Consider the following 23,527-nt stretch of genomic DNA (forward strand, 5'->3'; position numbering starts at 1 on the left):
GGCCAAATCGGGAAGATTAGGCCTGATTTCTGAGGGGCGCCTGACAGGGCTGGCGCCAAACTGGTGCCCGGCCCGCCTACAATGTGAGGATGCCCATCTCTCCCATTCCCGAGCTGATTGCCGAACTCGCTGCCGGTCGCATGGTCATCCTTGTGGATGAAGAAGACCGCGAAAACGAGGGCGATCTTGTCCTGGCGTCTGACCACGTCACGCCTGAAGCCATCAACTTCATGGCCAAGTTTGGTCGTGGTCTGATCTGTCTGACGCTGACGCGTGAGCGCTGCGAGACCTTGCAGTTGCCACCGATGGCGACCCGCAATGGCACCAAGCACGGCACGGCGTTCACCGTGTCGATCGAGGCGACCACGGGCGTGACCACCGGGATCTCTGCCGCTGACCGTGCCCGCACGGTGCAGGCCGCTGTGGCTCGTGATGCCAAGCCGGAAGACCTGGTGCAGCCTGGTCACATCTTCCCGCTGCAGGCGCAGGATGGAGGCGTGCTGATGCGCGCAGGTCATACTGAAGCTGGGTGCGACATGGCCCGCATGGCGGGGCTGACGCCGTCGGCCGTGATCTGCGAGATCATGAACGACGACGGCACGATGGCGCGTCTGCCAGACTTGGAGATTTTCGCCAAGGAGCACGGTCTGAAGATCGGCACCATTGCGGATCTGATCCAGTACCGCAGCCGCAACGAATCTCTCATCGAGCGCGTGGGACAGCGCACGATGGAAACCCCCGAAGGCCCCTTCAATGCCAACGTGTTCCGTGACCGCACCGGCGCGTTGCACCTGGCCTTGAGCCTTGGTGAATGGACTCCCGCTGACGAGGTGCTGGTGCGTGTGCACGAGCCTTTGTCGGTCATGGACTGGCTGGATGCAGGCAACCGCAGTCACTCCTGGGCTTTGCCCAAGGCGCTGGCTGCAGTGCGCGAAGCAGGCCGCGGCGTGCTGGTGCTGCTGAATGCGGGCGACGAAGCCGAGCGTCTGCTGGAGCGAATGCTCCCGGCGGCGCCGCAACAAGCCGCCAAGCAGCCCCTGGACTTGCGCACCTATGGGGTCGGGGCGCAAATTCTGCGCACCTTGGGTGTGCAACGCATGCGCCTGATGGGCAACCAGCAGCGCATGCCCAGTATGGTGGGCTATGGCCTGGAAGTCACCGGTTTCCTGACGGCTGCCGGCGACTTGCTCGACCCGCCACACTGATCCGCAGGGCGGACGGCGTTGGCCGCCCCATTGCTCTTTTGATTTGATTGATCGCTCTTTTTCTGGATGACGCACTATGCAAGGCGCTGACAAAGGACAAGCTGCACGACTCGATGGACACGATTTGCGTGTCGGGATCGTGCAAGCCCGCTTCAACGATGAACTGACTTCCCGCATGGCCGAGCTATGCAAGGAGGAGTTGGTGGCGCTGGGCGTGAACCCATCTCACATTCAGCACGTGACCGTGCCGGGTGCCCTGGAGGTGCCGGTTGCCCTGCAAGCCATGGCCGACAGCGAGCGTTTCGACGCCCTGGTTGCGCTGGGTTGCATCATCCGTGGCGAAACCTATCACTTCGAACTGGTGTCCAACGAAAGCGGCGCGGGTGTGACCCGTGTCAGCCTGGATCACCATGTGCCCATTGCCAATGCCATCCTGACCGTCGAGAACGACGCACAGGCGCAAGCGCGCGTGGAAGAGAAGAGCCGCGATGCAGCTCGTGTTGCCGTCGAGATGGCCAATCTGTTGGATGACCTGCTGTGACCGACGCTGCTGACACCCCCCAATCCGCCCCCCTGCAAGGCCGTCCTGCACGCAAGACGGGCCCAGGCCCCCGTGACCGCGCCAAGTCGCCGCGTCGCCGTGCGCGCGAGTTTGCTTTGCAAGGCTTGTATGAATGGCAGATCAACCCGCGTGATCCCGGTGCGGTTGATGCGCACATCCGCGAGCAGGATGATTTCGCCAAGTGTGACCGCGTGCTTTATGACGGTTTGCTGCATGGCTGCATCGAACAGCGTTCGCAACTGGATGCAACATTGCTCAAGTTCCTCGATCGCCCCGTCGAAGAACTCTCACCCGTTGAGCACGCCGTGCTCTGGATTGGCGCGTACGAACTGACCCATTGCCTGGATGTGCCTTACAAGGTCGCCATCAATGAGGCGGTTGAGCTGGCCAAGAGCTTTGGCGGAACCGACGGACACAAATACGTCAACGGCGTGTTGGACCATTTGGCTCCCAATCTGCGCCCTGACGAAGTCAAAGCGGCTCGTCCTGGCTCACGCTGAGATCTGGCCATAAGGGGTGGTTGATTCGTGTCGTCGCGTCCTACATTGCCGGGAGAAACGCAGCCTTACGATGAAGAGGCCGAGCGTCGCTTAGCGATTGACGATCCGGATACTGTGGCGGAGACTCGCCCCCTCCCCGAGCCTGAAGCGGCAGATCTCAAGAAGTTGCGCCCGGAGGCCATGCCCACGATGGGGCACATTGGTCGTTATGCGCTGAAGTACGTGATTGGCGAGGGGGGATTGGGGACGGTTTACGCGGCTCACGATCCGCTGTTGTCCAGACTGATTGCCATCAAGACACTGCATGTGGATGTCACGGCGCAAGACCGTGAGCAGTTCAATGCTTTGTTCTTGAACGAAGCCAAGGCCGCCGGCAGCCTGAATCACCCGCACATCGTCACCATGTATGACGCGGGCATGACCGAGCAGGGAACCGCCTACATCGCCATGGAAATGCTGCGCGGCAAGGATTTGCGTCAGCTTCTGGCGATGGGCTGGAAGCCCACGCCCGCGCAGGCCGCGCTGATCGTGCGGCGCGTGGCAGATGCGCTGTCCTATGCGCATCACAAAGGCGTCATTCACCGAGACATCAAGCCGGCCAACATTTTCATGGTGAGCCGGACCCAGCCGCGTGTGCTGGATTTCGGTATTGCGCGCATTCGTCAGGCAGAGTCTCTGGCGAACCGCGATGACCCGCAGAGCCGCTTCCAGGAAATCGTGGGCGGATCGCCTTATTACATGGCCCCGGAGCAGGTGCAGTACCGTCCCGTTGATCGTCGGGTAGATGTGTACGCCTTGGGCGTCGTGTTGTTTGAGTTGCTGGTGGGGCGTCGCGCTTTCACGGGCAACAGTCTGGAAGAAATCGCTGATGCGGTTTTGAGCAAGCCGGTCCCGCTGGCGCACGAAGTGAATCCGGCTGTGCCTCGCACTTTGTCCGAGATCGTCGCGCGTGCCATGCATCGCGATGTGGATCAGCGCACACGCTCGGCCCGTCGTCTCTCGGGTGAGTTGAGGGCGTGGCTGGACAGCGCCGAGGGTGAATCGGCATTGAGGGATGCGCCTGCATCGCCCATGTCCGCATCGTCGCGGTCGGGCCTCTGGTACGTGGCAGCTTTTGGTTGGGTGGCCGCGCTGGTCGGTGGTAGCTGGATGGCCTGGCAGGCCTGGAGCCATCGTGCGGTTGATCCGGTACCTGCGGCTGTGGCGCAATCGGTTCCCTCGGCGGCTGTGTCAGCCTCTGCGATCTTGACGCCTGCGCCTCACGCGCCTGTCGCGCAGGACCCAATGCAGGCGGCCAGTGTTGCCATGCCTGCGAGCGTGCCATCTCCCGCAGTGGTGGATGCCAAAGGTGTGGTCAAACTGGCTATCAGCCCTTGGGGCGAAGTGTGGGTGGATGGGCGTTCGGCTGGTGTGGCACCGCCACTCAATCAGTTGAATTTGCCCGAAGGTGAGCACACGATCACGATTCGTAACGCGGATGCCCCGGAATTCCGGCAGACTGTGCATGTGCAGGCAGGCAAGCCTGTGCGTATCAAGCATCAATTCTGATCCGCGAGTTCGCTATGAAGTTGTGTTCATCTGTCTTGGCGTGGCAGGTTGTTCGGGCCATGCTCGTTTTGGGCGCGGTGTGGATGACAGGTTGCGCGACCAAGCCGGCCGTGCCCGCTGCTGATGTGCCGCATCCGTCCTCTGTGGTGGCCTCTGCTGCGGCATCCGGCGCGGCGCCTGCGTCTTCTGCTGCGTCTGAGCCAGCTCGCGCTGTGCCGCCTGCTGAGGCTGCCTTGGCGCAAGGCGTGAAGGCGTATCAATCCGGCCAATATGGTCAGGCTGAAGCGCAGTTGAAAGCAGCGCTGAAGGCAGGCCTGACTGTGTCAGGCGACACGGCCAAGGCGCACAAGCATCTGGCGTTCATTTACTGCACCAGCAAGCGTGAAGCGCAGTGTCTGGCTGCGTTCAAAGCCGCGAAAACGGCAGATCCATCTTTTGCTCTGAGCAAGGCTGAGGCAGGGCACCCAATGTGGGCCAAGGCCTACAAAAAGGCCATGGGCCTCAAGTGAGCATGAGGCTTAGCTGGCGGTTGCCCTGAGCGCTCCATCGGCGGCACTCTTCGTCGAGCAGGTGGAGCGTCCGGGGATTCTGGTTCGCCCAGCGCTTGTTCAGTTTGAGATGAACCTTGTTGCGGCCGCGTTGCAAGCTGGCCGTTTCGGCTGACAGATCGATCCGTGCGTGATGCAGGATGATGGCCAGTCGCAAGCACAGCACTTGCGACATCAGTGCGGTGTCGTGCATGTGCTCCGCCAATTTGATCAGTTCGCCGCGCTGACCCAATACCAAGGCCGCCAAGCGACGTTGCTGGGATTGCGAAAAGCCTGCCGCATCGACGTGGCCGAGCAGATAGGCGCTGTGCCGGTGGTGGTCGTGGTGCGACACCATCATGCCGATTTCGTGAAGGGCGCTGGCCCATCCCAGTTCCCGCGTGTGCTCACCGTCTGTGGCCGCGGAAGGGTCTGCCAGGCTTTGCCACAATGACAGCGCGCGCGCCCGGATGCGCTCGCCATGGAGTTTGTCCACCCGGAAGCGTTGCTGAAGCTCGCGCACTGATGCATCACGGGGATCCAGTGCGCGGTGATTGCGAGCGGCTTCGTGGCGCTCTTCCAGATCGAAGATCACCCCTTGGCGCAAGGCACCCTTGGCCGGGCGCAAGGCCTCGATGTCAAAGTGCATCGCCAAGGTATAGAGAATGGACAGCCCGCCACCTAAAACGGCTTTGCGCTCGGCTTTCAGGCCGGGCAGATTCAGCATATCGGCCGAACCGGCTTCAATGCAGCGCTCAATGCACCAACGCAGGCTGTCAGGGGTGATGCTGCCGTCGGTGATGCCGTTGGCCACCAGAATTTGTGAAACAGCCCCCACGGTACCGGACGAGCCCAGTGCTTCTTGCCAGGCGCTGCGGTCAAACAAGGTGAGCGCCTCTTCCAGTTCGGCGCCTGCCGCAATTTGTGCAGAGCGGAAGGCGTCCGCGGTGAATCGGCCTTGCGGAAAGTGTTGCAGGGACAGGCTCACGCTGCCGACGCTGAAGGATTCTTTGGTCAGTGCGGTGCGGCCCTGGCCCAGGATCATCTCGGTAGAGCGGCCACCAATGTCGATCACCAGACGGGGCAGTTCGCTGGGTTGCAGGCGAGCCACCCCCTGGTAGATCAGGCGCGCTTCTTCGCGGCCAGCAATCACCTCGATAGGGTGGCCCAGTACGCGGTTGGCACGCTGAAGAAAGGCATCGCGGTTGCGAGCCTCGCGCAGGGTTTGCGTGGCCACGGCACGGACTTGCCAGGGTTCAAATCCTTTGAGTCGTTGTGCAAAGCGGGCCAGACAGGCCAAGCCGCGCTGCATGGCCTCTTCGGTCAACATGCCGTGGCTGTCGAGGCCGCCCCCCAGGCGCACCATTTCCTTGAGGTAGTCGACGCGCTTGTATCGACCCTTCGTGATGGTGCCGATTTCCAGTCGTGCACTGTTGGAGCCGATGTCGATGGCTGCCAGCAATTCGGATTGACGGCTGCGGTCCAGCCCCGGGGTGGTTTTCTTGGCCGACTTGGCGCTCAGCATGGTGTCCATAGCTCGGTATTGTCTATGGTTTGCGTGACAGGGGGCGTGGGTTGTTGACAGCATTGCTAAGATCATCAAATGACCTTGTTATCCATCGTGCTGGCGACCTTCATTGGTGGCCTGGTTTCGGTGCTGCTGGCCGCAGCCCTGTCTGCCCCTTTGTTGGGTTTGATCGTTCGACACCTGGTGAGTCTGTCGACCGGTGTGTTGCTCGGGACAGCCTTGTTGCATGTGTTGCCCGAGGCCTTTGATTCCGGCAAAGCGCCACACGGCTTGTTCATGACCCTGCTGGGGGGGCTGCTGTTTTTCTTCCTCCTGGAAAAGGCTGAGCTGTATCGCCATGGGCACCACCATGAACATGATCATCACGATCACCACCATGGTTTCGATGCCGAGCAAGCCGGCCGTGGCGGCTGGAGCGTGCTGGTGGGGGACAGCATCCATAACTTTTGCGATGGCGTGCTGATCGCCGCATCGTTCCTGGCCGATCAGCAACTGGGTGTGGTGACGGCGCTGGCCATCATCGCGCACGAGATTCCACAGGAAGTGGGCGATTACATCGTGTTGATCAACGCGGGGTTCTCGCGCATGCGGGCGCTGGCGTACAACGCGCTGTCAGGCCTGGCGGCCGTGGTGGGCGGTGTGCTGGGCTATTTCCTGATTGGACCTTGGCAGGACTACTTGCCCTACATGATGGTGCTGGCTGCGAGCAGCTTCATCTACGTGGCGGTGGCCGATTTGATCCCGCAATTGCAAAAGCGCTTGAATGGCCGAGATACGGCGCTGCAGATTGTCTGGTTGGCGATTGGGTTGGGCATGATCGCGACCATCGTGGGTAAGTTGCACGATGAACATGATGCGCATGGTCACCACGAACACGCTGACGCGCCGGCAGGCCGTGCCGCGCAGAGCGCCAGCCAATTGCCGGTGAAGCCCTGACGGCTGTTCAACTTATTTGGCAGATGGTGAGGGTGTCGGAGTCGTTGACTTCAGGCGCGTGGACACCATGCCCGAGGCAACGATGAGCAGCATGCCGATCACGGCATCCCACTGGAGCGTTTCGTCAAACAACCAGGTGCCCAACAGGCCGGCGTGCACGATGCCCAGGTACTGCAGGTTGGCGATGACCAGCGTGCTGCCTTGGGAGTAAGCGCGGGTCATGAGCAATTGCGCGATGGTTGCGAAGACGCCCACGCCCAGCAAGGCCATCCATGACTTCCATGGAATGTCTGGTAGCGCGGTGGGGTTGGCTTGACCGGGGAGCAACCACAGCACGGCGCCCAGCACGGCGCCCATCAGTGAGAAGTAGAACACTACCCGGATTTCCGGCTCACCAGCCCGCCCCAGTGCGGTGACTTGCAGATAGGCCGTGGCGGCCAGCATGCCGGAGCAAAGGCCGCACAACCCTGCCCACATTTGATCGCGGTTGATGGTGGGGTGAAGGACCAGTGCGACGCCGATGAAGCCCACGGCAATGGCGGCCACGATGCGCTGGTCCACCCGTCGCCCCCCCAGAAACATAGCCTGGACGATGAGGAACACGGCCATCCACACCGACGACATGTAGTTGAGGGTGACCGACGTGGCCAGTGGCAGCTTTCCCATTGCATAGAACCACATTGACAGGGCAGCGACCCCGGCCAGGCCACGCCGGACGTGCAACATGGGGACACGTGTGCGCAGGCTGGTGGTCGCACTCATGGCAATGATGGACATCATCACAGCGCCGACACCTCCTCGTGCGGCCACGACGGCAGCCGTGCCGAAGTCGGCTGATGCGAATTTCACGCAGACTCCCATGCAGGCAAACAGCATGGTGGCCATTACCATCTGGATGTAGGGGGAGACGCGAGGCTGAGTCATGGATAGAAAAAGCCGCCCGAGGGCGGCTTGGATGGCTGAGGGCTGGGTCAGTCCTTGAAGTTCATCACGCGGCGATACCACTCGTGGAAGTGCTGCATGCCATCTTCCATCGGACTCTGGTAGGGGCCCACTTCGTTGTCGCCGCGCAGCATCAGGGCTTTGCGACCGGCGTCCATGCGTTCGCCGATTTCATCGTCCTCGATGCAGGTCTCCATGTAGGCCGCGCGCTGTGCCTCGATGAACTCGCGCTCGAAGGCCGCGATTTCTTCGGGGTAGTAGAACTCGACCACATTGAGGGTCTTTTGCGGACCCATCGGGTACATGTTCGAGACCACCAGCACGTGCGGATACCACTCGACCATCATGGTGGGGTAGTAGGTCAGCCACACAGCGCCTTGCGAGGGCTTCTCGCCACCACGGTACTTCAGCAGCACTTCGCGCCACTTCTTGTACACGTCGGAGCCTGGCTTGTCGAACGTGGACGCCACGCCCACGGTCTGCACCGAGTATTCCTTGGCCATGTCCCAGCGCAGGTCGTCACAGGTGACGAAATTGCCCAGGCCGGGGTGGAAGGGGCCGACGTGGTAGTCCTCGAGGTACACCTCGATGAACGTCTTCCAGTTGTAGTTGCACTCGTGCAGCTCGACGTGGTCGAGCACATAGCCACTGAAGTCCAGGTCACCGCCGGGTTTGAAGCGGGCATCGATGCCAGCCAGATCTGCAGCGATGTCGCGGCCATTGTCCTCAAACAGCAAGCCGTTCCAGTTGCGGACCTTGTAGTTGTTGAGGTTCAGGCAGGGATCGTGGTCGAAGTGCGGGGCACCGATCAGTTCGCCCTTGTGGCTGTAGGTCCAGCGGTGCAGCGGGCACACGATGTTGTGCTTGCTGTTGCCGCGACCTTTGAGCATCACCGCCTGACGGTGGCGGCAGATGTTGGAGATCAGTTCGATGCCATCCGGCGTGCGCACGAGCGCACGGCCTTCGTTTTCCTGAGGCAGTGCATAGTAGTCGCCTACCTCAGGCACGCTCAGTGCGTGGCCTAGGTAGCGAGGACCGGACTGAAAGATGCGTTCAAGCTCCTCCTTATAGAGTGATTCGTCAAAGTAGACGGACACAGGCAGCTGAGAGTGGCTGCGTTGAAGAGAGTTGAGCGCGTTACTCAGGTCGGACATGATCCCCAGGATCTCCAAAAACCAATGTCAACCCACCTTGGCGGCACAGCACAGGCATGGCCCGACCCAAGGTCTTGGATGAATCCCCAATGTCTTGATTGGGGGGCGATGCCCTCGAATCCGGTCGCAGGAACACAGCCGTGAGGCAGTATCCGGCATGGTGCGTCAGGCGCCATGTCGGTGCGTGATCAGGTTCGGGGGAACCCGAGATTGTACCCTTAGGGGGGTGTTTGGGGTAGCCCTGCCTGCTCGCGTGGGTATGAGGCAGGTCAACCGAAATAGAATACGCGTTTGCCCGCAAACTTCCCTGACGAAGCTTCTCAGGCCCGCACATGGCTAAAACTTCTGCCAAAACAGGCGCAGCTGCCGCACCCACTTTGCCCGCCACCTACGAGGAGGCGCTGGCTGAGCTTGAGCAACTCGTCGCTCAGATGGAGTCGGGTGCCTTGCCACTGGAGCAGCTGTTGAGCAGCTATCAGCGTGGGGCAGCATTGCTGCAGTTCTGCCGTGATCGTCTGCAGGCCGTGGAAGAGCAGGTCAAGCTGCTGGAAGATGGGCAGGTCAAACCGTGGGATGCGGCATGAGCCCCGAAGGATTCAAGAACTGGTCAGACGACGTGCTGGCCCGCGTGGAAACGGCGCTGAGTGAGTGGGTGCCGGTGTCGGCGCCGGCAGGCTTGGGTGAGGCCATGCGCTATGGGGTGCTGGAGGGTGGCAAGCGTTTGCGCGCCTTGCTGGTGCAGGCGGCCGCCCAAGCGGTGGGGGCACTGGCCTCGCCAGCTGGGGCAGAGGCGGCCTTGCGTGCTGCCTGTGCGGTCGAGTTGATCCACGCTTATTCGCTGGTGCATGACGACATGCCCTGCATGGACAACGACGTGCTACGGCGAGGCAAGCCCACCGTGCATGTGGCGTTTGGCGAGGCGCAGGCCATGCTGGCGGGTGATGCCATGCAAGCCCTGGCTTTCGAGGTGCTGGCCCCGGACGTGGGCGAGGGCGCTGGTGTGGCGCCCGCGTTGCAAGCCCGGCTGGTGCGCTTGCTGGCTCGCGCATCGGGTCAGTCGGGCATGGCGGGTGGCCAGGCGATTGACCTGGCCAGCGTGGGCCGTGCGCTGGACGAGCAGACCTTGCGCGACATGCATCAGCGCAAGACGGGTGCCTTGTTGCAAGCCAGTGTCCAGATGGGCGCAGCGTGCGGCGGCTTGCAGGCCGACAGTGCCGCCTGGCAGGCGCTGACGGCGTATGGCCATGCCGTGGGCCTGGCTTTCCAGATCGTCGATGACGTGCTCGATGCCACCCAAGGGTCTGAAACCTTGGGCAAGACGGCCGGCAAGGATGCCGATGCCAACAAACCAACTTATGTCAGCCTGTTGGGTCTCGAAGGGGCCCGGCAGGAAGCGGCGGACTTGCTGACACAGGCCCACGATGCGCTGGCGTGCAGTGGTCTGTCCGAGCAGGCCACCGCGCCACTGGCCGCCTTGGCGGACCGGATCGTTCACCGCGATCACTGACACACCGAATTGATCCTCTGAGGATGCCCACCATGAGTTACCCCTTGCTGTCCAGGATCGATAAGCCCGCCGACATTCGGCACCTGTCCCGGACTGAGCTCAAACAGCTTGCGACCGAGTTGCGCGATTACCTGCTGCACAGCGTGTCTCGCACGGGCGGGCATTTGTCGTCCAACCTGGGGACGGTGGAGCTGACGATCGCCTTGCACTACGTTTTCAACACGCCGGAAGATCGGCTGGTGTGGGACGTGGGGCACCAGACCTATCCCCACAAGATCCTGACGGGGCGCCGTGACCGCATGCCCAGCCTGCGTCAGTTCGGGGGCATGAGCGGTTTTCCGCGCCGTGATGAGAGCGAGTACGACACCTTCGGTACGGCGCATTCGTCCACCTCGATTTCTGCTGCACTGGGCATGGCCTTGGGGGCCCAATTGCGTGGTGAAAAGCGCAAGGCGGTGGCGATCATCGGCGACGGTGCGATGACCGCCGGCATGGCGTTCGAGGCCATGAACAACGCGGGCGTGCCGCATGACGGCAAGATGCCCGACATGCTGGTGGTGCTCAACGACAACGACATGTCGATCTCTCCACCGGTGGGGGCACTCAACCGACATCTGGCTCGTTTGATGTCGGGCCGGTTCTACGCTGCTGCGCGGGAGAGTGCGAAGGAGGTGCTGCGTCACGCACCGCCTTTGTTCGAGTTGGCCAAGCGGTTTGAGGAGCATGCCAAGGGCATGGTGGTGCCAGGCACCATCTTTGAAGAGTTCGGCTTCAACTATGTGGGCCCGATTGATGGGCACGATCTGGACTCGCTGATTCCCACACTGGAAAACCTGCGCGACCGCGGTGGTCCGCAATTCCTGCACGTGGTGACCAAGAAAGGCTATGGCTACAAACTGGCCGAAGTCGATCCGATTTCGTACCATGGTCCTGGCAAGTTTGATCCGGCTGTCGGCTTGGTGAAGGCCACGCCCGCCACCCCACCCAAACCGACCTTCACCCAGGTGTTTGGTCAATGGTTGTGCGACATGGCGGCACACGATCCGCGACTGGTGGCGATCACGCCAGCCATGCGCGAAGGTTCAGGCATGGTGGAGTTCCACCAGAAGTACCCTTCACGCTACTTTGACGTCGGGATTGCCGAGCAGCACGCCGTGACCTTTGCCGGTGGGCTGGCTTGCGAAGGCCTCAAGCCGGTGGTGGCCATCTATTCCACCTTCCTGCAGCGTGGCTACGATCAGCTGATTCACGACGTGGCGCTGCAGAATTTGCCAGTGGTGTTTGCGTTGGATCGCGCTGGCATCGTGGGCGCGGACGGTGCCACACACATGGGGGCGTTCGACATTGCCTTTGTGCGCTGTATCCCGAACATGAGCATGATCGCGCCCGCTGACGAGGCCGAGTGCCGTCAGGCCTTGAGCGCGGCCTACGCGCAGAGCCATCCGGTCTGCGTGCGTTATCCGCGTGGCGCTGGGGTGGGGACGCCCGTCCCGTCCGACCTGACGCCGCTGCCTTGGGGCAAGGGTGAGATTCGCCGACAGTCCCGCGAAACCGTTCAGGGCAAGCGCGTGGCCATGCTGGCCTTTGGCACCTTGCTGTACCCCGCACTGCAGGCCGGCGAGGCGCTGGACGCCACCGTGGTCAACATGCGTTTTGTGAAGCCGCTGGACACGGATCTGCTGCTCGAGGTGGCCCGTAACCATGATTTGTTGGTGACCGTGGAAGAAGGCTGCGTGCAAGGTGGTGCAGGCTCGGCCGTGGCGGAAGCCTTGGCCGCTGCAGGGGTGAACACGCCCTTGATGATTCTGGGTTTGCCCGACGAGTTCGTCGAGCACGGTGAGCCCGCCAAGCTGCTGTCTCTGTGTGGGCTGGATGCCGAAGGCATTGAGCAATCGGTGCGGGCACGTCGCGCTCAATTGGCCTCTCAGTAGGTGTAGCCCACGGTCAGCCAGATTTCACGACCGGTGCTGTACGCATTCTGATTGGCCGCACTGGTGGGACTGAGGATCGCGGTGGGTTTGATCTGGTTGAGCAGATTCAACACATCGACGGTGAAACTCATGCCTTTCAGTGCGGCGGGTTTGTAGGTCGCCGCGGTGTCCCAAGTCCAGTACGCGCCGAGATTGCGCGAAGCATATCGATCGATGCCTTTGCTGCTGCCGATGTAGACCACCGCATCGCGAGAGCTGTTCCAGTTCACGCGATGCCCCCACGTGATGCCGGCGGGCTTCCACTCTCCACTCCAATCGAATGTGATGCGACGTGGTTGATTGAACTCCCTGGATGGAAGATGCTGGTACTCGATTGGCACACCGTTGTACTCGACGATGTCATCCGGCTGGTACAGATCGGCTTCCCAGGCGCTGCCAACGTCGGTGTTGCGTTGGCTGTGTTGCCAGCTGAAATTCAGTTGTCCGTGCCAGCGTGCTCCCCAAGCGGCCACCGGTTGGCTGGTTTGCAGCGTGAACGTGATGGTTTGGTTGTTGCCTTGTCCATCGTTGGTGTAGGTGTAGCCGGTTGAGTTGCTGCCCGTGCGTATGACGTCATCCCGGTATGCCCGCTGGACGTAGGCCACTTTGCCCTGCAGCCAGACCCCGAGGCGTTGCGTCAGGTTCAAAGCGGTTTCATCAGTGTGCGGGGTTCTGATGCCTTCGAAGCGGTGTGTTTCTCCAGCGGCGGCGCCCGTTCCGTTGCCGCCCGTGCTGTTGAGGAGATTGACCTTGAGCTGGCTTTTGCCCGCCTCCAGTGCATACCCCAGCAAGTCCATGCCGTAGTAACGGCTCCAGCCGCTTTGCAGCTGAGTTTGCCCATTGCCGAACACGTCCCACCCTAAGCGGGCTCGCGGAGACACGTTGGTGTTGTCAAACAAGTCATCCTGATCCATGCGAGCGGAGACGGTGGCATCGATGGCTCGCCAGCGCATCGTGTCGGACAGGTAAGCCGATGTCGTGTGGACCTGAGCACCCACGGTGCCGGCCTTGTAGAGGTTTTTGGATCGCTCGGAGACGGTTCCGGTGCTCAGGTTCAGTCGAGAGGTGTAAGACAAGACATCCTGATCACGAATGAACTTTGCCAGCATGTTCTGCCCTTCCAGTCCAACATACATCTGGTGCTGAATGCTCGCTGTCTGAAAGCCTGGGAGGTCGTAGCGCAGCTTGGCGGTACGTTGATGTTGCTTCAGCGATTCGGTGCCGAAGCCTCCGGTCGTGTAGGACGGATAGGCCATCGAGCTTCCCTTGTAGAACTGGTAGGTGACAAACTCGTCGCTGTCGGAGTGCCGCAGATTGTCGAGTTGGTCGTAGCCGAGGTTGATCTTGATCTGTCCGCCTTGCGTCAGGGTGTGCTGCAACTCGGTTGCGATACCCTGTGCTTGTTGCTGGTTGGTCCAAGCGGTGTCGGCATACGTGTTGGACACGAGGTTTTCCTGGCGATCTGCCAGCTTCACGAGCACGCTGCTTTCTGTAGCGGTGTTCCAAGTTGTGTGTACCTTGAGCAAGGCGTTGTCCACGCGGTCTGTCGCTGTTTTGTCCGTCAGATAGGCGTTTTGACCTGAAATGACGGTACCACCGCCCGAGTCGATGGCCTTGAATTGCCGAGTGATGTCGGATTCACGGCGTGACACCGCCAACAGAAGGTTGTTGCGCTCGGTCAATCGCAGGTCGGCGTGCGCACTGCTGAAGTGCTTGCGCCAGGTGGATGAAGTACCTGGTTCACCTGCCGCCCAGTCCTCGTATTCGCTTTTTGCGATGCGCTGTTGTGTCAGCTTGGAGCTGTTGAGACTGCGCTTGAGTGTGAATGTGTTGCTGCCAGTCGGGGTTTTGACCCGTGCATCGATGACGCCACCGGTGAACTTGCCAAACTCGATGGGGATGAGACTGTCATAGACCGCCACTTGATCGACCAATTCGGTGTCGATGTTGTATGCCTGAGCAAAACCCGGCACGTTGCCAATCTGAAGGTTGAGGTTGTTGCTTTGCGGACTGATGATGTTGGTGCCACTGATGCCGTCAATCAGAAATTGGTTCTGGTAAGGACTGGCGCCATGGATGGACAGCGTTTCGGGGGCCAGCGACCCTCGGTTGCCGGCCTGTTCCACGGAAGGGTTCAGGCGGACGGCGGGGTGGTTGGCCACCAAAGAAGTGAGGTCCCGGTTGCCGGTCGGTGTGTTGTCGATGGTGTCTCGGCGATAGGTTTGCGTGCTCACCTTGCGAGCTGTGACACTGACTCCGGGCAAATCGCCTGTGGGCAGCATCTCGTCGCTCGCGAAGTGGGTTTGTGCGTGAACGGGCATGCACAGGACGCTGAGCACAACGGCCTGATGCAGGGAGCAGCGGCGGAATGGGATCGCAGACATGGGGGGAATTTCGAGATGAGCGATTGACTGGAGCAATTGGGGTTGGCAGATTGATTGCTCCTGCTTGATTTGCAACAATAGCATTAAGAATCATTCTCATTCGCATATAACCATGAGGAATGCTGGGGTAAGCCCTGAATTCAAGGGACCCTGTGCACAATGCCCGCCATGAAAGTTGTTTGGTGCTTCAAGGTCTGTGTGACCGTCGCAGTGGCGTTTGCCGGAACCATGGTCGCTGTGCAGAGTGGTGCGGCAGAGCAGGCGGGGGGGCGTTTTTCGGATGGATGCCGTTTACCCGAAGGGCGTTGGCAACTGTCATGTTTGCGAGAGGCGTATGGTGCGGCGCCCGTTAATTGGCCAAGGCCAACGGTGGACGCTGGAGTGGCCTGGCAAGAGTTGGCGCAGGTTCCGGTGCAGGCGCCTGAGCCTGCAGACAATCCTTCCACGCCTGAGAAAGTGGCGCTAGGGAGAAAACTGTTTTTCGATACGCGCATCTCTCGCAAGGGCGAGGCTGCGTGTGCGACCTGTCATCAGCCAGCCAGGTCGTTCACGGATGGCAAGGCGTTGGCGGTGGGCGACGAGGCGATGCAAGGGCGTCGTCGTAGTCAAACCTTGTTCGGTGCGCCGTTTGCGCCCCGGGGTTTGTTCTGGGATGGCCGCGCGGCGACGCTGGAGCAACAGGTGCTCATGCCCATTGCCAATACCTTCGAGCTCAATCACTCACTCGATCAGGTGACAGCGAGTCTGAGTCGTTTGCCGGACTACCGTCCGCTGTATGAGGCCGCGTTTGGCAAGCGTTCGCCACAATCGTCCGACGTGGCGAACGCTCTGGCCAGTTTTGTTCGTACGATTCGTCCCGCTCCCTCGCGCTTCGATCAGTTCTTGCAAGGCCAGACGACAGCGTTGACGGAGCAGGAAATTCTGGGCTTGCATCTGTTCCGTACCAAGGCGCGGTGCATGAATTGCCACAGTGGTCCGTTGATGACGGACTTTCAGTTTCACGACTTGGGCTTGTCGTTCTATGGCCGACGCAATCAGGATCTAGGGCGGTTTGAGGTCACGCGAGACAAGGCTCACCTAGGACAGTTCAAAACGCCGTCGTTGCGAGGCATTTCACAGGCAGCACCGTACATGCACAACGGTATCTTTCCGAATTTAATCGGAACGATCCGGATGTACAACAATGCAATGGGCTCGGTCACGGGCAAACCGGGGGATCCGTATGTGCCGAAAAAGTCGTCACTGATTCACAAGCTGAATCTGACGGAGGACGAGATGGCGGCCCTGGTGGCGTGGCTGGAGACGCTGTGAAGCAAGTCGATCAGGCGTGATCGTCACACGGCTCCACGCTGCAGCTGGTCAGGGTGGTTTCCGGCAGAGCCTCTGGTGCAGTGATTTCACCGGTTTCGGTGTTGTAGCCCACATTGCGCAGGTGCATGACCAGGCCGGCATCCATTGCGTCGATGTGATGGGGCAGCCACAAGGTCAACTCCTGTGCCATCTGGCGCACGATGCCGAGGTCACCGTTGGCGCCTTTCTCGGCCCCTTCGCGCATGATCTTCAGCACGATGGCGTGCTGAGAGCTGTGGCAGTTGTTGGGCGCAAAGCCCGTGTCCTGCATCCAGCGGTCTTCCTGGGCAAAGTGCTCAGCCGTGTGTTCGATCAGCTTGTCCCAGGCCGGCAGCAGGTCGGCGTCGCTGGCCGCGATGACCGCATTGATCAGGTCCGTGCACTCGGTGTGCAGGTGATCAATGGCGGGCAGGTCCAGTGCCATCTCTTCGGACCAGGTAAAGCTCGACATCAGAAAGTCCTTCTCGGGGCCGCGACGGGCCAAGGTTCACATCGGACGCAGAGGGTATCTGGCCGTTCGCAGCAGGGTTTTGCGTTGGCGCAAGGGGGCGTGTGTGCCCCCTGCGCAGCCGATCCGCTGAATCAGGCCAGACGGGTGCGGTGGCGGGCCACCTGGGCGCGCACTTGCTCGGGTGCCGTGCCACCCAGAATGTTGCGCGCGTTCAGCGAGCCACGCAGGCTCAGCACCTCGTACACATCCTGCTCGATGGCGGGGTTGTAGGTCTTGAGCTTGTCCAGCGGCAATTCCGACAGGTCCACGCCTGCGGCAATCGCATCCTTCACGGCGTGGGCCACGACTTCGTGGGCATCGCGGAAGGGCAGGCCCTTCTTGACCAGGTAGTCGGCCAGGTCGGTGGCGGTGGCGTAACCCTTCTTGGCGGCGCGCTCCATGGCTTCGGGCTTGACCGTGATGCCGGCGGCCATTTCAGCGAAGATGCGCAGCGTGTCCTTCAGCGTGTCCACCGTGTCGAACAAGGGTTCCTTGTCTTCCTGGTTGTCCTTGTTGTAGGCCAGCGGCTGGCCCTTCATCAGCGTGATCAGGCCCATCAGGTGGCCGACCACGCGGCCGGTCTTGCCACGCGCCAGTTCGGGGACGTCGGGGTTCTTCTTCTGCGGCATGATCGACGAGCCGGTGCAGAAGCGATCTGCCAGATCGATGAAGCCGAAGGATTGGCTCATCCACAGGATCAACTCTTCGCTCAGGCGCGAGACGTGGACCATCAGCAGCGAGGCGGCGGCGGAGAATTCGATGGCGAAGTCGCGGTCCGAGACGCCGTCCAGGCTGTTCTGGCAAACGGCTTCGAAGCCCAGCGTGCGGGCCACGCGCTCGCGGTCCAGCGGGTAGCTGGTGCCGGCCAGCGCAGCCGAGCCCAGCGGCAGGCGGTTCACGCGCTTGCGCAGGTCGAGCATGCGTTCGGCATCGCGGGCAAACATTTCCACATAGGCCAGCAGGTGATGACCAAAGGCCACGGGCTGGGCCACTTGCAGGTGGGTGAAGCCGGGCAGGATGGTGTCGGCGTTTTGCTCGGCCACATCCACCAGGGCTTTTTGCAGCTCGATCAGCAGCACGCCAATTTCGTCGATCTCGCCGCGCAGCCACAGGCGCACGTCGGTGGCGACCTGGTCGTTGCGCGAGCGGCCGGTGTGCAGACGCTTGCCGGCGTCACCCACCAACTGGGTCAGACGGGCTTCGATGTTGAGGTGGACGTCTTCCAGATCCAGCTTCCACTCGAAGGTGCCGGCTTCGATTTCCGAGCGGATCTGTGCCATGCCCTTTTGAATGGACTCCCAGTCGGAGGCCGAGATCAGGCCTTTGGCTTGCAGCATTTCGGCGTGTGCCAGGGAGCCTTGAATGTCAGCGGCCCACAGGCGTTTGTCAAAGAAGACGCTGGCGGTGTAGCGCTTGACCAGTTCGCTCATGGGCTCGGAAAACAGGGCCGACCAGGCCTGGGACTTCTTGTCGAGTTGGTTGGTGCTCATGGGTGTATCCGGCAGCGCGCTTCTCACGCAAAATGTGCAAACCATGGATTTTAATGAGTTGCCGCCGTCTACGTCCTTCGGATCGACGCAGCTTGATGCACAAGCTGGGTCAAATGGCCTGTCTTCGCCCGTGTTGGGCTCTCCATTCGATGTGTGTCACGTCGGGGTGGTGTTGCGGGTGGTGCTGGGTGTCCAGGCGGTGGTGGCGCTGGCCGTGTCCGTTCAAGCCGCCTCTGCGGGGGATGCATTCAATCGGTGGTCACAGGTTGCGGTGGTGACCTTGTCTGCTAGTTTGTTCTGGCTGGTGGTGGCGTGTGCCGGCAAGCGCTGGGTCAACACGCTGTCAGATTGGACGCAAACGTGTGTGGCGTTGGCGTTGGGGGCCATTGCGGGTGGCTTGGCGCAGTATGGCGGGGCCTTGCTCAATGAGTATTTGATTGGTGAGCGCGCCTTGACGGGCTGGCCGCAGGTGTCAGCGATGATGACCGGGGCCGCGCTGTCGGCGCTGGCGCTCGGGTGGCTGCGCCATCGCGCGCGCAGCGTCGTGCCTGCCCATGCCACCGCACGTTTGGCCGAGCTGCAGGCACGCATTCGGCCTCACTTCCTGTTCAATACACTGAACACGGCCATTGCGTTGGTGCAGATTGATCCACAGCGCGCCGAGCGCGTGCTGGAGGACTTGGCGGAGTTGTTTCGTCAAGCCTTGCAATCCCCGTCCACGATGTCCACCCTGCGTGACGAAGTGTCGCTGGCCAAACGCTATCTCGACATTGAAGCGCTTCGCTTTGGTGAGCGGATGAAAGTTCGCTGGGATGTGGACGAAGCCGCAGGCGGTGCCAAAGTGCCTGCCCTGGTTTTGCAGCCCCTGGTCGAAAACGCCGTGCATCACGGCATCGAGGTGGACCCGCAAGGTGGGTGGATCGTGGTGAGGGCGGTAGTGCAAGGGGGGCAGGTCGTGTTGACTGTCAGCAATTCGGTTCCGCTGCAATTGCCGCTGCAGGGCCGAGAGGGGCATGGCATGGCTTTGCGCAATGTACGTCAGCGACTGAAGTTGATGCATGACGTTGTGGCCGATTTTGACGCCCGCTTGCAGCAAAGTACCGATGGTCGTCAGCCGCCGGTGTATGTGGTTCGCATGGTGTTGCCCTTGCCTTCGGAGACGTCAGCATGAATGCGTGCCTGAAGGTGGTTCTGATCGATGACGAGCCCTTGGCCCGTGCCCGCATGCGCACTCTGTTGAGCCAAGCTGATGCCTCCTGCGAGGTCGTTGGTGAGTTTGGCGAGTCGGTCGCGGCATTGATGTGGCTGCGCGAGCAAGACGATCTCGGGCAGTCTCCCGACATGGTGTTGTTGGACATCCAGATGCCCGGTTTGGACGGCATGGTTCTGGCTGCACGTTTGCGGGACATGCGAACACCGCCTGCGGTCGTGTTTGTGACGGCGCATGCCGAGCACGCGGTGCGTGCTTTTGATGTGGCGGCCGTTGACTATTTGACCAAACCCGTTCGGGGCGAGCGCTTGAATGCCTCGTTGGCGCGGGTGCGCCATTGGCTGGCATCGCGTCCGCCGGAGGAACTGCGGGAGTCTGGCGATACCTTCGTTGTGCAGGACCGGGGCCGCGTCGAGCGGATTCCCTTTGCGCACATCCTCTACTTCAAGGCTGAGCAGAAGGTTGTGACCCTTCATGCCGTCGAGCGGACAGCGGTGGTCGGTGAATCGCTGATTGAATTGGAGTCCCGGCTTGGGCCACGGTTTGTCCGTGTGCACCGCAACACGCTGGTCGCTCGTGCGGCCATGAAAGCCTTGGCACGACACCCTGACGACGACGAGGGCGGCGAGGTGTGGGCCGTGCAGATCAGGCCCACCGGCGAATGGCTGGCGGTTTCACGACGCCAATTGGCTACCGTCAAAGAAATCATGGCGACGGGCAGTTGACTGCCGCGTCGCCATGCATTGATCTGAGTATCAAGAAAGGGTCAGAAACCCAAACTCGCCAGCAGATCGTCGACTTCGCTTTGGTTGCTGACCACGTCTGAGCGACCTTCTGGGTTGACGACGGGACCTTCCAGCTTGATTTCGCCCGGTGCGGGGCTGTGCGTCAGTGCTGCCTCGACCTTGTGTGCTTGATCCAGCGGCGCCGCCTGCACCAGCAGCTTGACCAACTGACTTTCGAGGTCATTGGCAAGCTTGACCACTTTGGCGACCACCTGACCCGTCAGGTCATGGAAGTCTTGCGCCATCATGATGTCGGTCAGGTGTGCGTCGACGCGGTGAGTCGTGGTCTCAACGTCTTGCACAAAGTTGTAGACAGCGCCTGTGGCGACAGCCTTGACCGGGTCGGCGGTGATCAGGGCAGCCAGCTTGCGTGTTTCGCTCGCAATGTGCTCTTGATCGGCTTTGGCCGCGTCAACCAGATTCAAAACGCGCTCGGCGGCGTCGGCCGTCTTGGTGGCGATGTAGCTCAGACGCGCGCGGGCATCAGGCAGGTCGTCGACATTGTTTTTCAGGCCCGGCAAAACGCCGAGCATGTTCAAGGTGTCGTGCAGCTGACGGGTCAGCGTACCCAGTTGTTGAAAGATTTCAGGCGATGCCGCTGGCATCGTCATGTTATCGGGCAGATCGACCTGCATGCTGCTCTCCCTAAGCTCAGGCCGCTGCGGCCAGTTTCTGCATGATCTTTTCGACCTTCTCTTCCAAGGTGGCCTTGGTGAAAGGTTTGACGATGTAGCCCGCAGCACCCGATTGGGCGGCCAGCACGATGTCTTCTTTTTTGGCTTCGGCCGTCACCATCAGGACGGGAAGATGCTTCAGTGTGTCGTCTGCCTTGATGGCCTTGAGCAACTCAAAGCCATTCATGTTCGGCATATTGATGTCGCTGACCACGAAATCGAACTTGCCGTTCTTGAGCATGTTCAGTGCCACGGCACCGTCTTCTGCTTCTTCGGCGTTCACGTAGCCACTTTCCTTCAGCAAGCCTCTAACGATTCGGCGCATGGTGGAAAAATCATCCACGATGAGAAACTTCATGTCGGTGGGTTTGCTCATGGGCTCGTCCTTGTGAGAAATCATGGCGCAGTCTCCGCTGCGCGCAGTCGCTGATGGTTTATCGGCCAGTGATGGACGGTCTTGAGGGTTTTATGTCAGTCTGTTCCTGGACCTTGGCCGCTGCGGCCTCTTCTTTGGCGGCCAATTCCTCATCTTCGGCATCGATGGCGGCCGATCGGGCAGCATCAAAGAAGCGATCTTCGGCCTCCCGGTTCATCACGATGATGCTGATGCGCCGGTTGAGGGGGCTTTCCGGCTGCTCTTTTTCGAACAGCATGCTGGCGGCCAACCCCTGAACCCGCAGCACCTTGTCGCCCGACAAGCCTCCTGCAATCAGCTCTCTGCGCGACGCGTTGGCCCGGTCTGCCGACAACTCCCAGTTGCTGTAGCCGCGCTCACCTCCGCTGAAAGGCTTGGCGTCGGTGTGGCCTTCGATGGTCAGGCGGTTGGGGACTTCTTGCAAGACGCTGCCGATGGCACGCAGGATGTCGCGCATGTACCCCTCCACCACGGGAGAGCCGCTGGCAAACATGGGGCGACTCTGGTCATCCACGATCTGGATGCGCAGGCCTTCGGCGGTCAGGTCCAGGCGAATTTGTGTCTTGTACTTGGCCAGACGGTCGTCATTGGCGATGACTTCTTCAACGCGTTGCTTCAGCACGCGCAGGCGTTCGGCCTCTGCGCGGGCCTGTTCCATGCGGATGGCCTTGCGCTTCATCTTTTCCTCGGCCGTCTCGGACGTGCGCCCCTTTTTCATCTGACCCGTGGATTCGGACAGGTTGTTGCCGCCGCCCTTGATGATGGACGTGGCATCCCCGGCGCCAGAGCCCCCGAAGAATGCCACCTTCAACGGGCTGTTGAAGTAGTCGGCAATGCCCTTCTTGTCGCCTTCTGTGGTCGACCCCAGCAGCCACATCAGGAGGAAGAACGCCATCATGGCGGTCACGAAGTCGGCATAAGCGATCTTCCACGCACCACCGTGGGCAGCGTGGCCGCCCTTCTTGATGCGCTTGATGATGATCGGCTGGACCTTCTTCGAATCACCGGCCATGGTTTACTTCTTCTTGACGTGAGCTTCCAGCTCGGCAAAGGTGGGGCGCTCGGTGGAATACAACACCTTACGGCCAAACTCGATGGCAACTTGAGGGGCGTAGCCCTGCATCGATGCCAATAGTACGGTTTTTACAACCTGAAATTCCTTGGTGCCTTCATCCAGCTTTTGCTCCATCAGGCCGCCTAGAGGTTCCACCACGCCATACGCCAGCAAAATCCCCAGGAAGGTTCCCACCAGCGCGGAGCCGATCATGCCCCCCAGCACAGCAGGCGGTTGACCCACCGAGCCCATGGTGTTCACCACGCCCAGCACCGCCGCCACGATACCGAAGGCGGGCAGGGCGCCGGCCAAACGTGCCACGGCAGCCACAGGTTGGTGGCCTTCATGGTGGTGGGTGTCAATTTCGTTGTCCATGAGCGTCTCGATCTCATGCGCATTCAGGTTGCCAGACACCATCATGCGCAGATAGTCCGTGACGAACTCCACCACGTGGTGATCACTGCCGACCACGGGGTATTTCTTGAACAGCGCAGAGTTGTGCGGGTCTTCCACGTCCTTTTCGATGGACATCAGGCCCTCTTTGCGGACCTTTTGCAGGATCTCGAAAAGCATTGCCATCAATTCCATGTAGCGATCCTTGCTGTACTTCGAGCCCTTGAAGAGAGGGCCAAAGTTACGCAAAACCGCTTTGACGGTCTTGGGCTGGTTGTTCACCAGAAAGGCTCCAATGGCGCCACCACCAATGGCCATCATTTCCGTGGGCATGGCGTGGATGATCACGCTCATGTTGCCGCCGTGAATGATGTAGGCGCCAAAGATGCACCCCAGGCAGACTACATAACCAATGAGTACGAACATGATGGCTCAGCTTGAGATCGAATCATGTGTGCATCTTCGGTCAGCGAGGCGCTTTTGATGCAGTGAACAAGGCCACGACCATGGCTTTTTTTCACTTCACATCCCGCTTTATGGAAAAAGCACGCGGTGGTCCAGGAAAAAAAGCGGACCCTGATCGGGGTCCGCGATAAAGCACTGATCTAGTGCGGAGGAGACAAGCAAGGACGCTTTCCTTCACAAAACCGTCCGTCTGTTTCTTCGGCGACGCATCTCAAAACTTGAAGCCGAAAGTGCATTGCAGGGCGACTTTGTGACAAAAGACACGCACTCAGTGCATCTGGATGGCGCCGGAGGCCTTGCCCTTGCCGGCGCGTGCGGGCGGGTTGCACAGGCCGCAGGTGAAGTGACGGGCGATTTCGTGCGGGTGGGTGATGAAGTGGCCACCGCACTTGTTGCACTTGGTCATGGCCAGCATGCCGGTGTCGACAAACTTGACCA

General features: G+C 60.8%; 23 protein-coding genes. 12 read left to right on the plus strand and 11 right to left on the minus strand.

All coding sequences use genetic code 11. The features are described 5' to 3' along the window. Positions 1-89: 89 nt before the first annotated feature. The 5 genes from ribBA (at position 90) to ACOYNB_RS03180 (ending at position 4,324) form a co-directional block, all read left to right on the plus strand. Positions 90-1,205, plus strand: coding sequence for a bifunctional 3,4-dihydroxy-2-butanone-4-phosphate synthase/GTP cyclohydrolase II (ribBA, locus tag ACOYNB_RS03160; RefSeq protein WP_374255951.1), 1,116 nt, complete (start codon positions 90-92; stop codon positions 1,203-1,205). Between the two features lie 76 nt (positions 1,206-1,281). Beyond that, on the plus strand, positions 1,282-1,746 hold the full coding sequence (ribH, locus tag ACOYNB_RS03165) for a 6,7-dimethyl-8-ribityllumazine synthase (protein WP_374255954.1): 465 nt from the start codon (positions 1,282-1,284) through the stop codon (positions 1,744-1,746). Next, positions 1,743-2,267 (plus strand): transcription antitermination factor NusB, encoded by a 525-nt coding sequence (gene nusB, locus ACOYNB_RS03170; protein WP_374255955.1) that lies wholly within the window; start codon positions 1,743-1,745, stop codon positions 2,265-2,267. The genes ribH and nusB overlap by 4 nt, the downstream gene beginning before the upstream one ends. Before the next feature lie 27 nt (positions 2,268-2,294). Further along, positions 2,295-3,815 carry a protein kinase domain-containing protein gene (locus tag ACOYNB_RS03175; RefSeq protein ID WP_422837661.1) on the plus strand — a complete coding sequence of 507 codons (1,521 nt, stop codon included), beginning with the start codon at positions 2,295-2,297 and terminating at the stop codon, positions 3,813-3,815. Positions 3,816-3,829: 14 nt separating this feature from the next. After that, complete coding sequence (locus ACOYNB_RS03180; protein WP_422837662.1) at positions 3,830-4,324, plus strand: TssQ family T6SS-associated lipoprotein; 495 nt, start codon at positions 3,830-3,832, stop codon at positions 4,322-4,324. On the opposite strand, the gene ACOYNB_RS03185 is transcribed toward ACOYNB_RS03180, so the two are convergent. Continuing rightward, on the minus strand, positions 4,317-5,876 hold the full coding sequence (locus tag ACOYNB_RS03185; RefSeq protein ID WP_422837663.1) for an exopolyphosphatase: 1,560 nt from the start codon (positions 5,874-5,876) through the stop codon (positions 4,317-4,319). The genes ACOYNB_RS03180 and ACOYNB_RS03185 overlap by 8 nt on opposite strands. A gap of 69 nt (positions 5,877-5,945) precedes the next feature. On the opposite strand from ACOYNB_RS03185, the gene ACOYNB_RS03190 reads away from it, so the two are divergent. Then, entirely contained in the window at positions 5,946-6,806 is an 861-nt protein-coding gene (locus tag ACOYNB_RS03190; RefSeq protein ID WP_422837664.1) for a ZIP family metal transporter, read from the plus strand. Between the two features lie 12 nt (positions 6,807-6,818). On the opposite strand, the gene ACOYNB_RS03195 is transcribed toward ACOYNB_RS03190, so the two are convergent. Further along, positions 6,819-7,730, minus strand: coding sequence for a DMT family transporter (locus ACOYNB_RS03195; RefSeq protein ID WP_422837665.1), 912 nt, complete (start codon positions 7,728-7,730; stop codon positions 6,819-6,821). A gap of 47 nt (positions 7,731-7,777) precedes the next feature. Further along, positions 7,778-8,902: an aromatic ring-hydroxylating oxygenase subunit alpha gene (locus tag ACOYNB_RS03200; protein WP_422837666.1), complete on the minus strand. Its 1,125-nt coding sequence runs from the start codon at positions 8,900-8,902 to the stop codon at positions 7,778-7,780. Positions 8,903-9,234: 332 nt separating this feature from the next. On the opposite strand from ACOYNB_RS03200, the gene ACOYNB_RS03205 reads away from it, so the two are divergent. From ACOYNB_RS03205 to dxs, 3 genes are read left to right on the plus strand one after another with little or no spacing between them, the layout of a single operon-like run. Continuing rightward, on the plus strand, positions 9,235-9,486 hold the full coding sequence (locus tag ACOYNB_RS03205) for an exodeoxyribonuclease VII small subunit (RefSeq protein ID WP_374255966.1): 252 nt from the start codon (positions 9,235-9,237) through the stop codon (positions 9,484-9,486). After that, positions 9,483-10,409 (plus strand): polyprenyl synthetase family protein, encoded by a 927-nt coding sequence (locus ACOYNB_RS03210; protein WP_422837667.1) that lies wholly within the window; start codon positions 9,483-9,485, stop codon positions 10,407-10,409. Before ACOYNB_RS03205 ends, ACOYNB_RS03210 begins: the two co-directional genes overlap by 4 nt. 23 nt (positions 10,410-10,432) lie before the next feature. Then, positions 10,433-12,340, plus strand: coding sequence for a 1-deoxy-D-xylulose-5-phosphate synthase (gene dxs / locus ACOYNB_RS03215; RefSeq protein WP_422837668.1), 1,908 nt, complete (start codon positions 10,433-10,435; stop codon positions 12,338-12,340). On the opposite strand, the gene ACOYNB_RS03220 is transcribed toward dxs, so the two are convergent. Next, complete coding sequence (locus ACOYNB_RS03220; RefSeq protein WP_422837669.1) at positions 12,334-14,763, minus strand: TonB-dependent receptor plug domain-containing protein; 2,430 nt, start codon at positions 14,761-14,763, stop codon at positions 12,334-12,336. The two genes, dxs and ACOYNB_RS03220, sit on opposite strands and share 7 nt — an antisense overlap. A 168-nt stretch (positions 14,764-14,931) precedes the next feature. Between ACOYNB_RS03220 and ACOYNB_RS03225 the strand changes: the two genes are divergently transcribed. Then, entirely contained in the window at positions 14,932-16,074 is a 1,143-nt protein-coding gene (locus tag ACOYNB_RS03225; RefSeq protein ID WP_422837670.1) for a cytochrome-c peroxidase, read from the plus strand. Positions 16,075-16,084: 10 nt separating this feature from the next. On the opposite strand, the gene ACOYNB_RS03230 is transcribed toward ACOYNB_RS03225, so the two are convergent. Together ACOYNB_RS03230 and argH are read right to left on the minus strand one after the other, a co-directional pair. Further along, a complete protein-coding gene (locus ACOYNB_RS03230; protein WP_422837671.1) occupies positions 16,085-16,564 on the minus strand; it encodes a hemerythrin domain-containing protein in 480 nt (159 codons plus the stop codon). 131 nt (positions 16,565-16,695) lie between these two features. Next, complete coding sequence (gene argH, locus ACOYNB_RS03235) at positions 16,696-18,093, minus strand: argininosuccinate lyase (protein WP_422837672.1); 1,398 nt, start codon at positions 18,091-18,093, stop codon at positions 16,696-16,698. Positions 18,094-18,223: 130 nt separating this feature from the next. On the opposite strand from argH, the gene ACOYNB_RS03240 reads away from it, so the two are divergent. After that, positions 18,224-19,264, plus strand: a complete 1,041-nt coding sequence (locus ACOYNB_RS03240; RefSeq protein WP_422837673.1) for a sensor histidine kinase — start codon at positions 18,224-18,226, stop codon at positions 19,262-19,264. After that, positions 19,261-20,028, plus strand: coding sequence for a LytR/AlgR family response regulator transcription factor (locus tag ACOYNB_RS03245; RefSeq protein ID WP_422837674.1), 768 nt, complete (start codon positions 19,261-19,263; stop codon positions 20,026-20,028). The genes ACOYNB_RS03240 and ACOYNB_RS03245 overlap by 4 nt, the downstream gene beginning before the upstream one ends. A gap of 41 nt (positions 20,029-20,069) precedes the next feature. Here the strand turns inward: ACOYNB_RS03245 and ACOYNB_RS03250 are convergent, their stop codons facing one another. The 5 genes from ACOYNB_RS03250 to ACOYNB_RS03270 form a co-directional block, all read right to left on the minus strand. Then, positions 20,070-20,723 carry a protein phosphatase CheZ gene (locus ACOYNB_RS03250; RefSeq protein ID WP_422837675.1) on the minus strand — a complete coding sequence of 218 codons (654 nt, stop codon included), beginning with the start codon at positions 20,721-20,723 and terminating at the stop codon, positions 20,070-20,072. A gap of 16 nt (positions 20,724-20,739) precedes the next feature. Beyond that, positions 20,740-21,138: a chemotaxis response regulator CheY gene (cheY, locus tag ACOYNB_RS03255; protein ID WP_422837688.1), complete on the minus strand. Its 399-nt coding sequence runs from the start codon at positions 21,136-21,138 to the stop codon at positions 20,740-20,742. A gap of 58 nt (positions 21,139-21,196) precedes the next feature. Next, on the minus strand, positions 21,197-22,189 hold the full coding sequence (motB, locus tag ACOYNB_RS03260; RefSeq protein WP_422837676.1) for a flagellar motor protein MotB: 993 nt from the start codon (positions 22,187-22,189) through the stop codon (positions 21,197-21,199). Between the two features lie 3 nt (positions 22,190-22,192). Then, on the minus strand, positions 22,193-23,050 hold the full coding sequence (gene motA, locus ACOYNB_RS03265) for a flagellar motor stator protein MotA (protein WP_420817882.1): 858 nt from the start codon (positions 23,048-23,050) through the stop codon (positions 22,193-22,195). A gap of 307 nt (positions 23,051-23,357) precedes the next feature. Next, the coding region (locus ACOYNB_RS03270; RefSeq protein WP_422837689.1) for a FlhC family transcriptional regulator at positions 23,358-23,527 on the minus strand (170 nt) is incomplete at its 5' end.

Origin of the sequence: Aquabacterium sp., assembly GCF_049317225.1 — a bacterium.
Taxonomy (GTDB): Bacteria; Pseudomonadota; Gammaproteobacteria; order Burkholderiales; family Burkholderiaceae_C; genus Aquabacterium.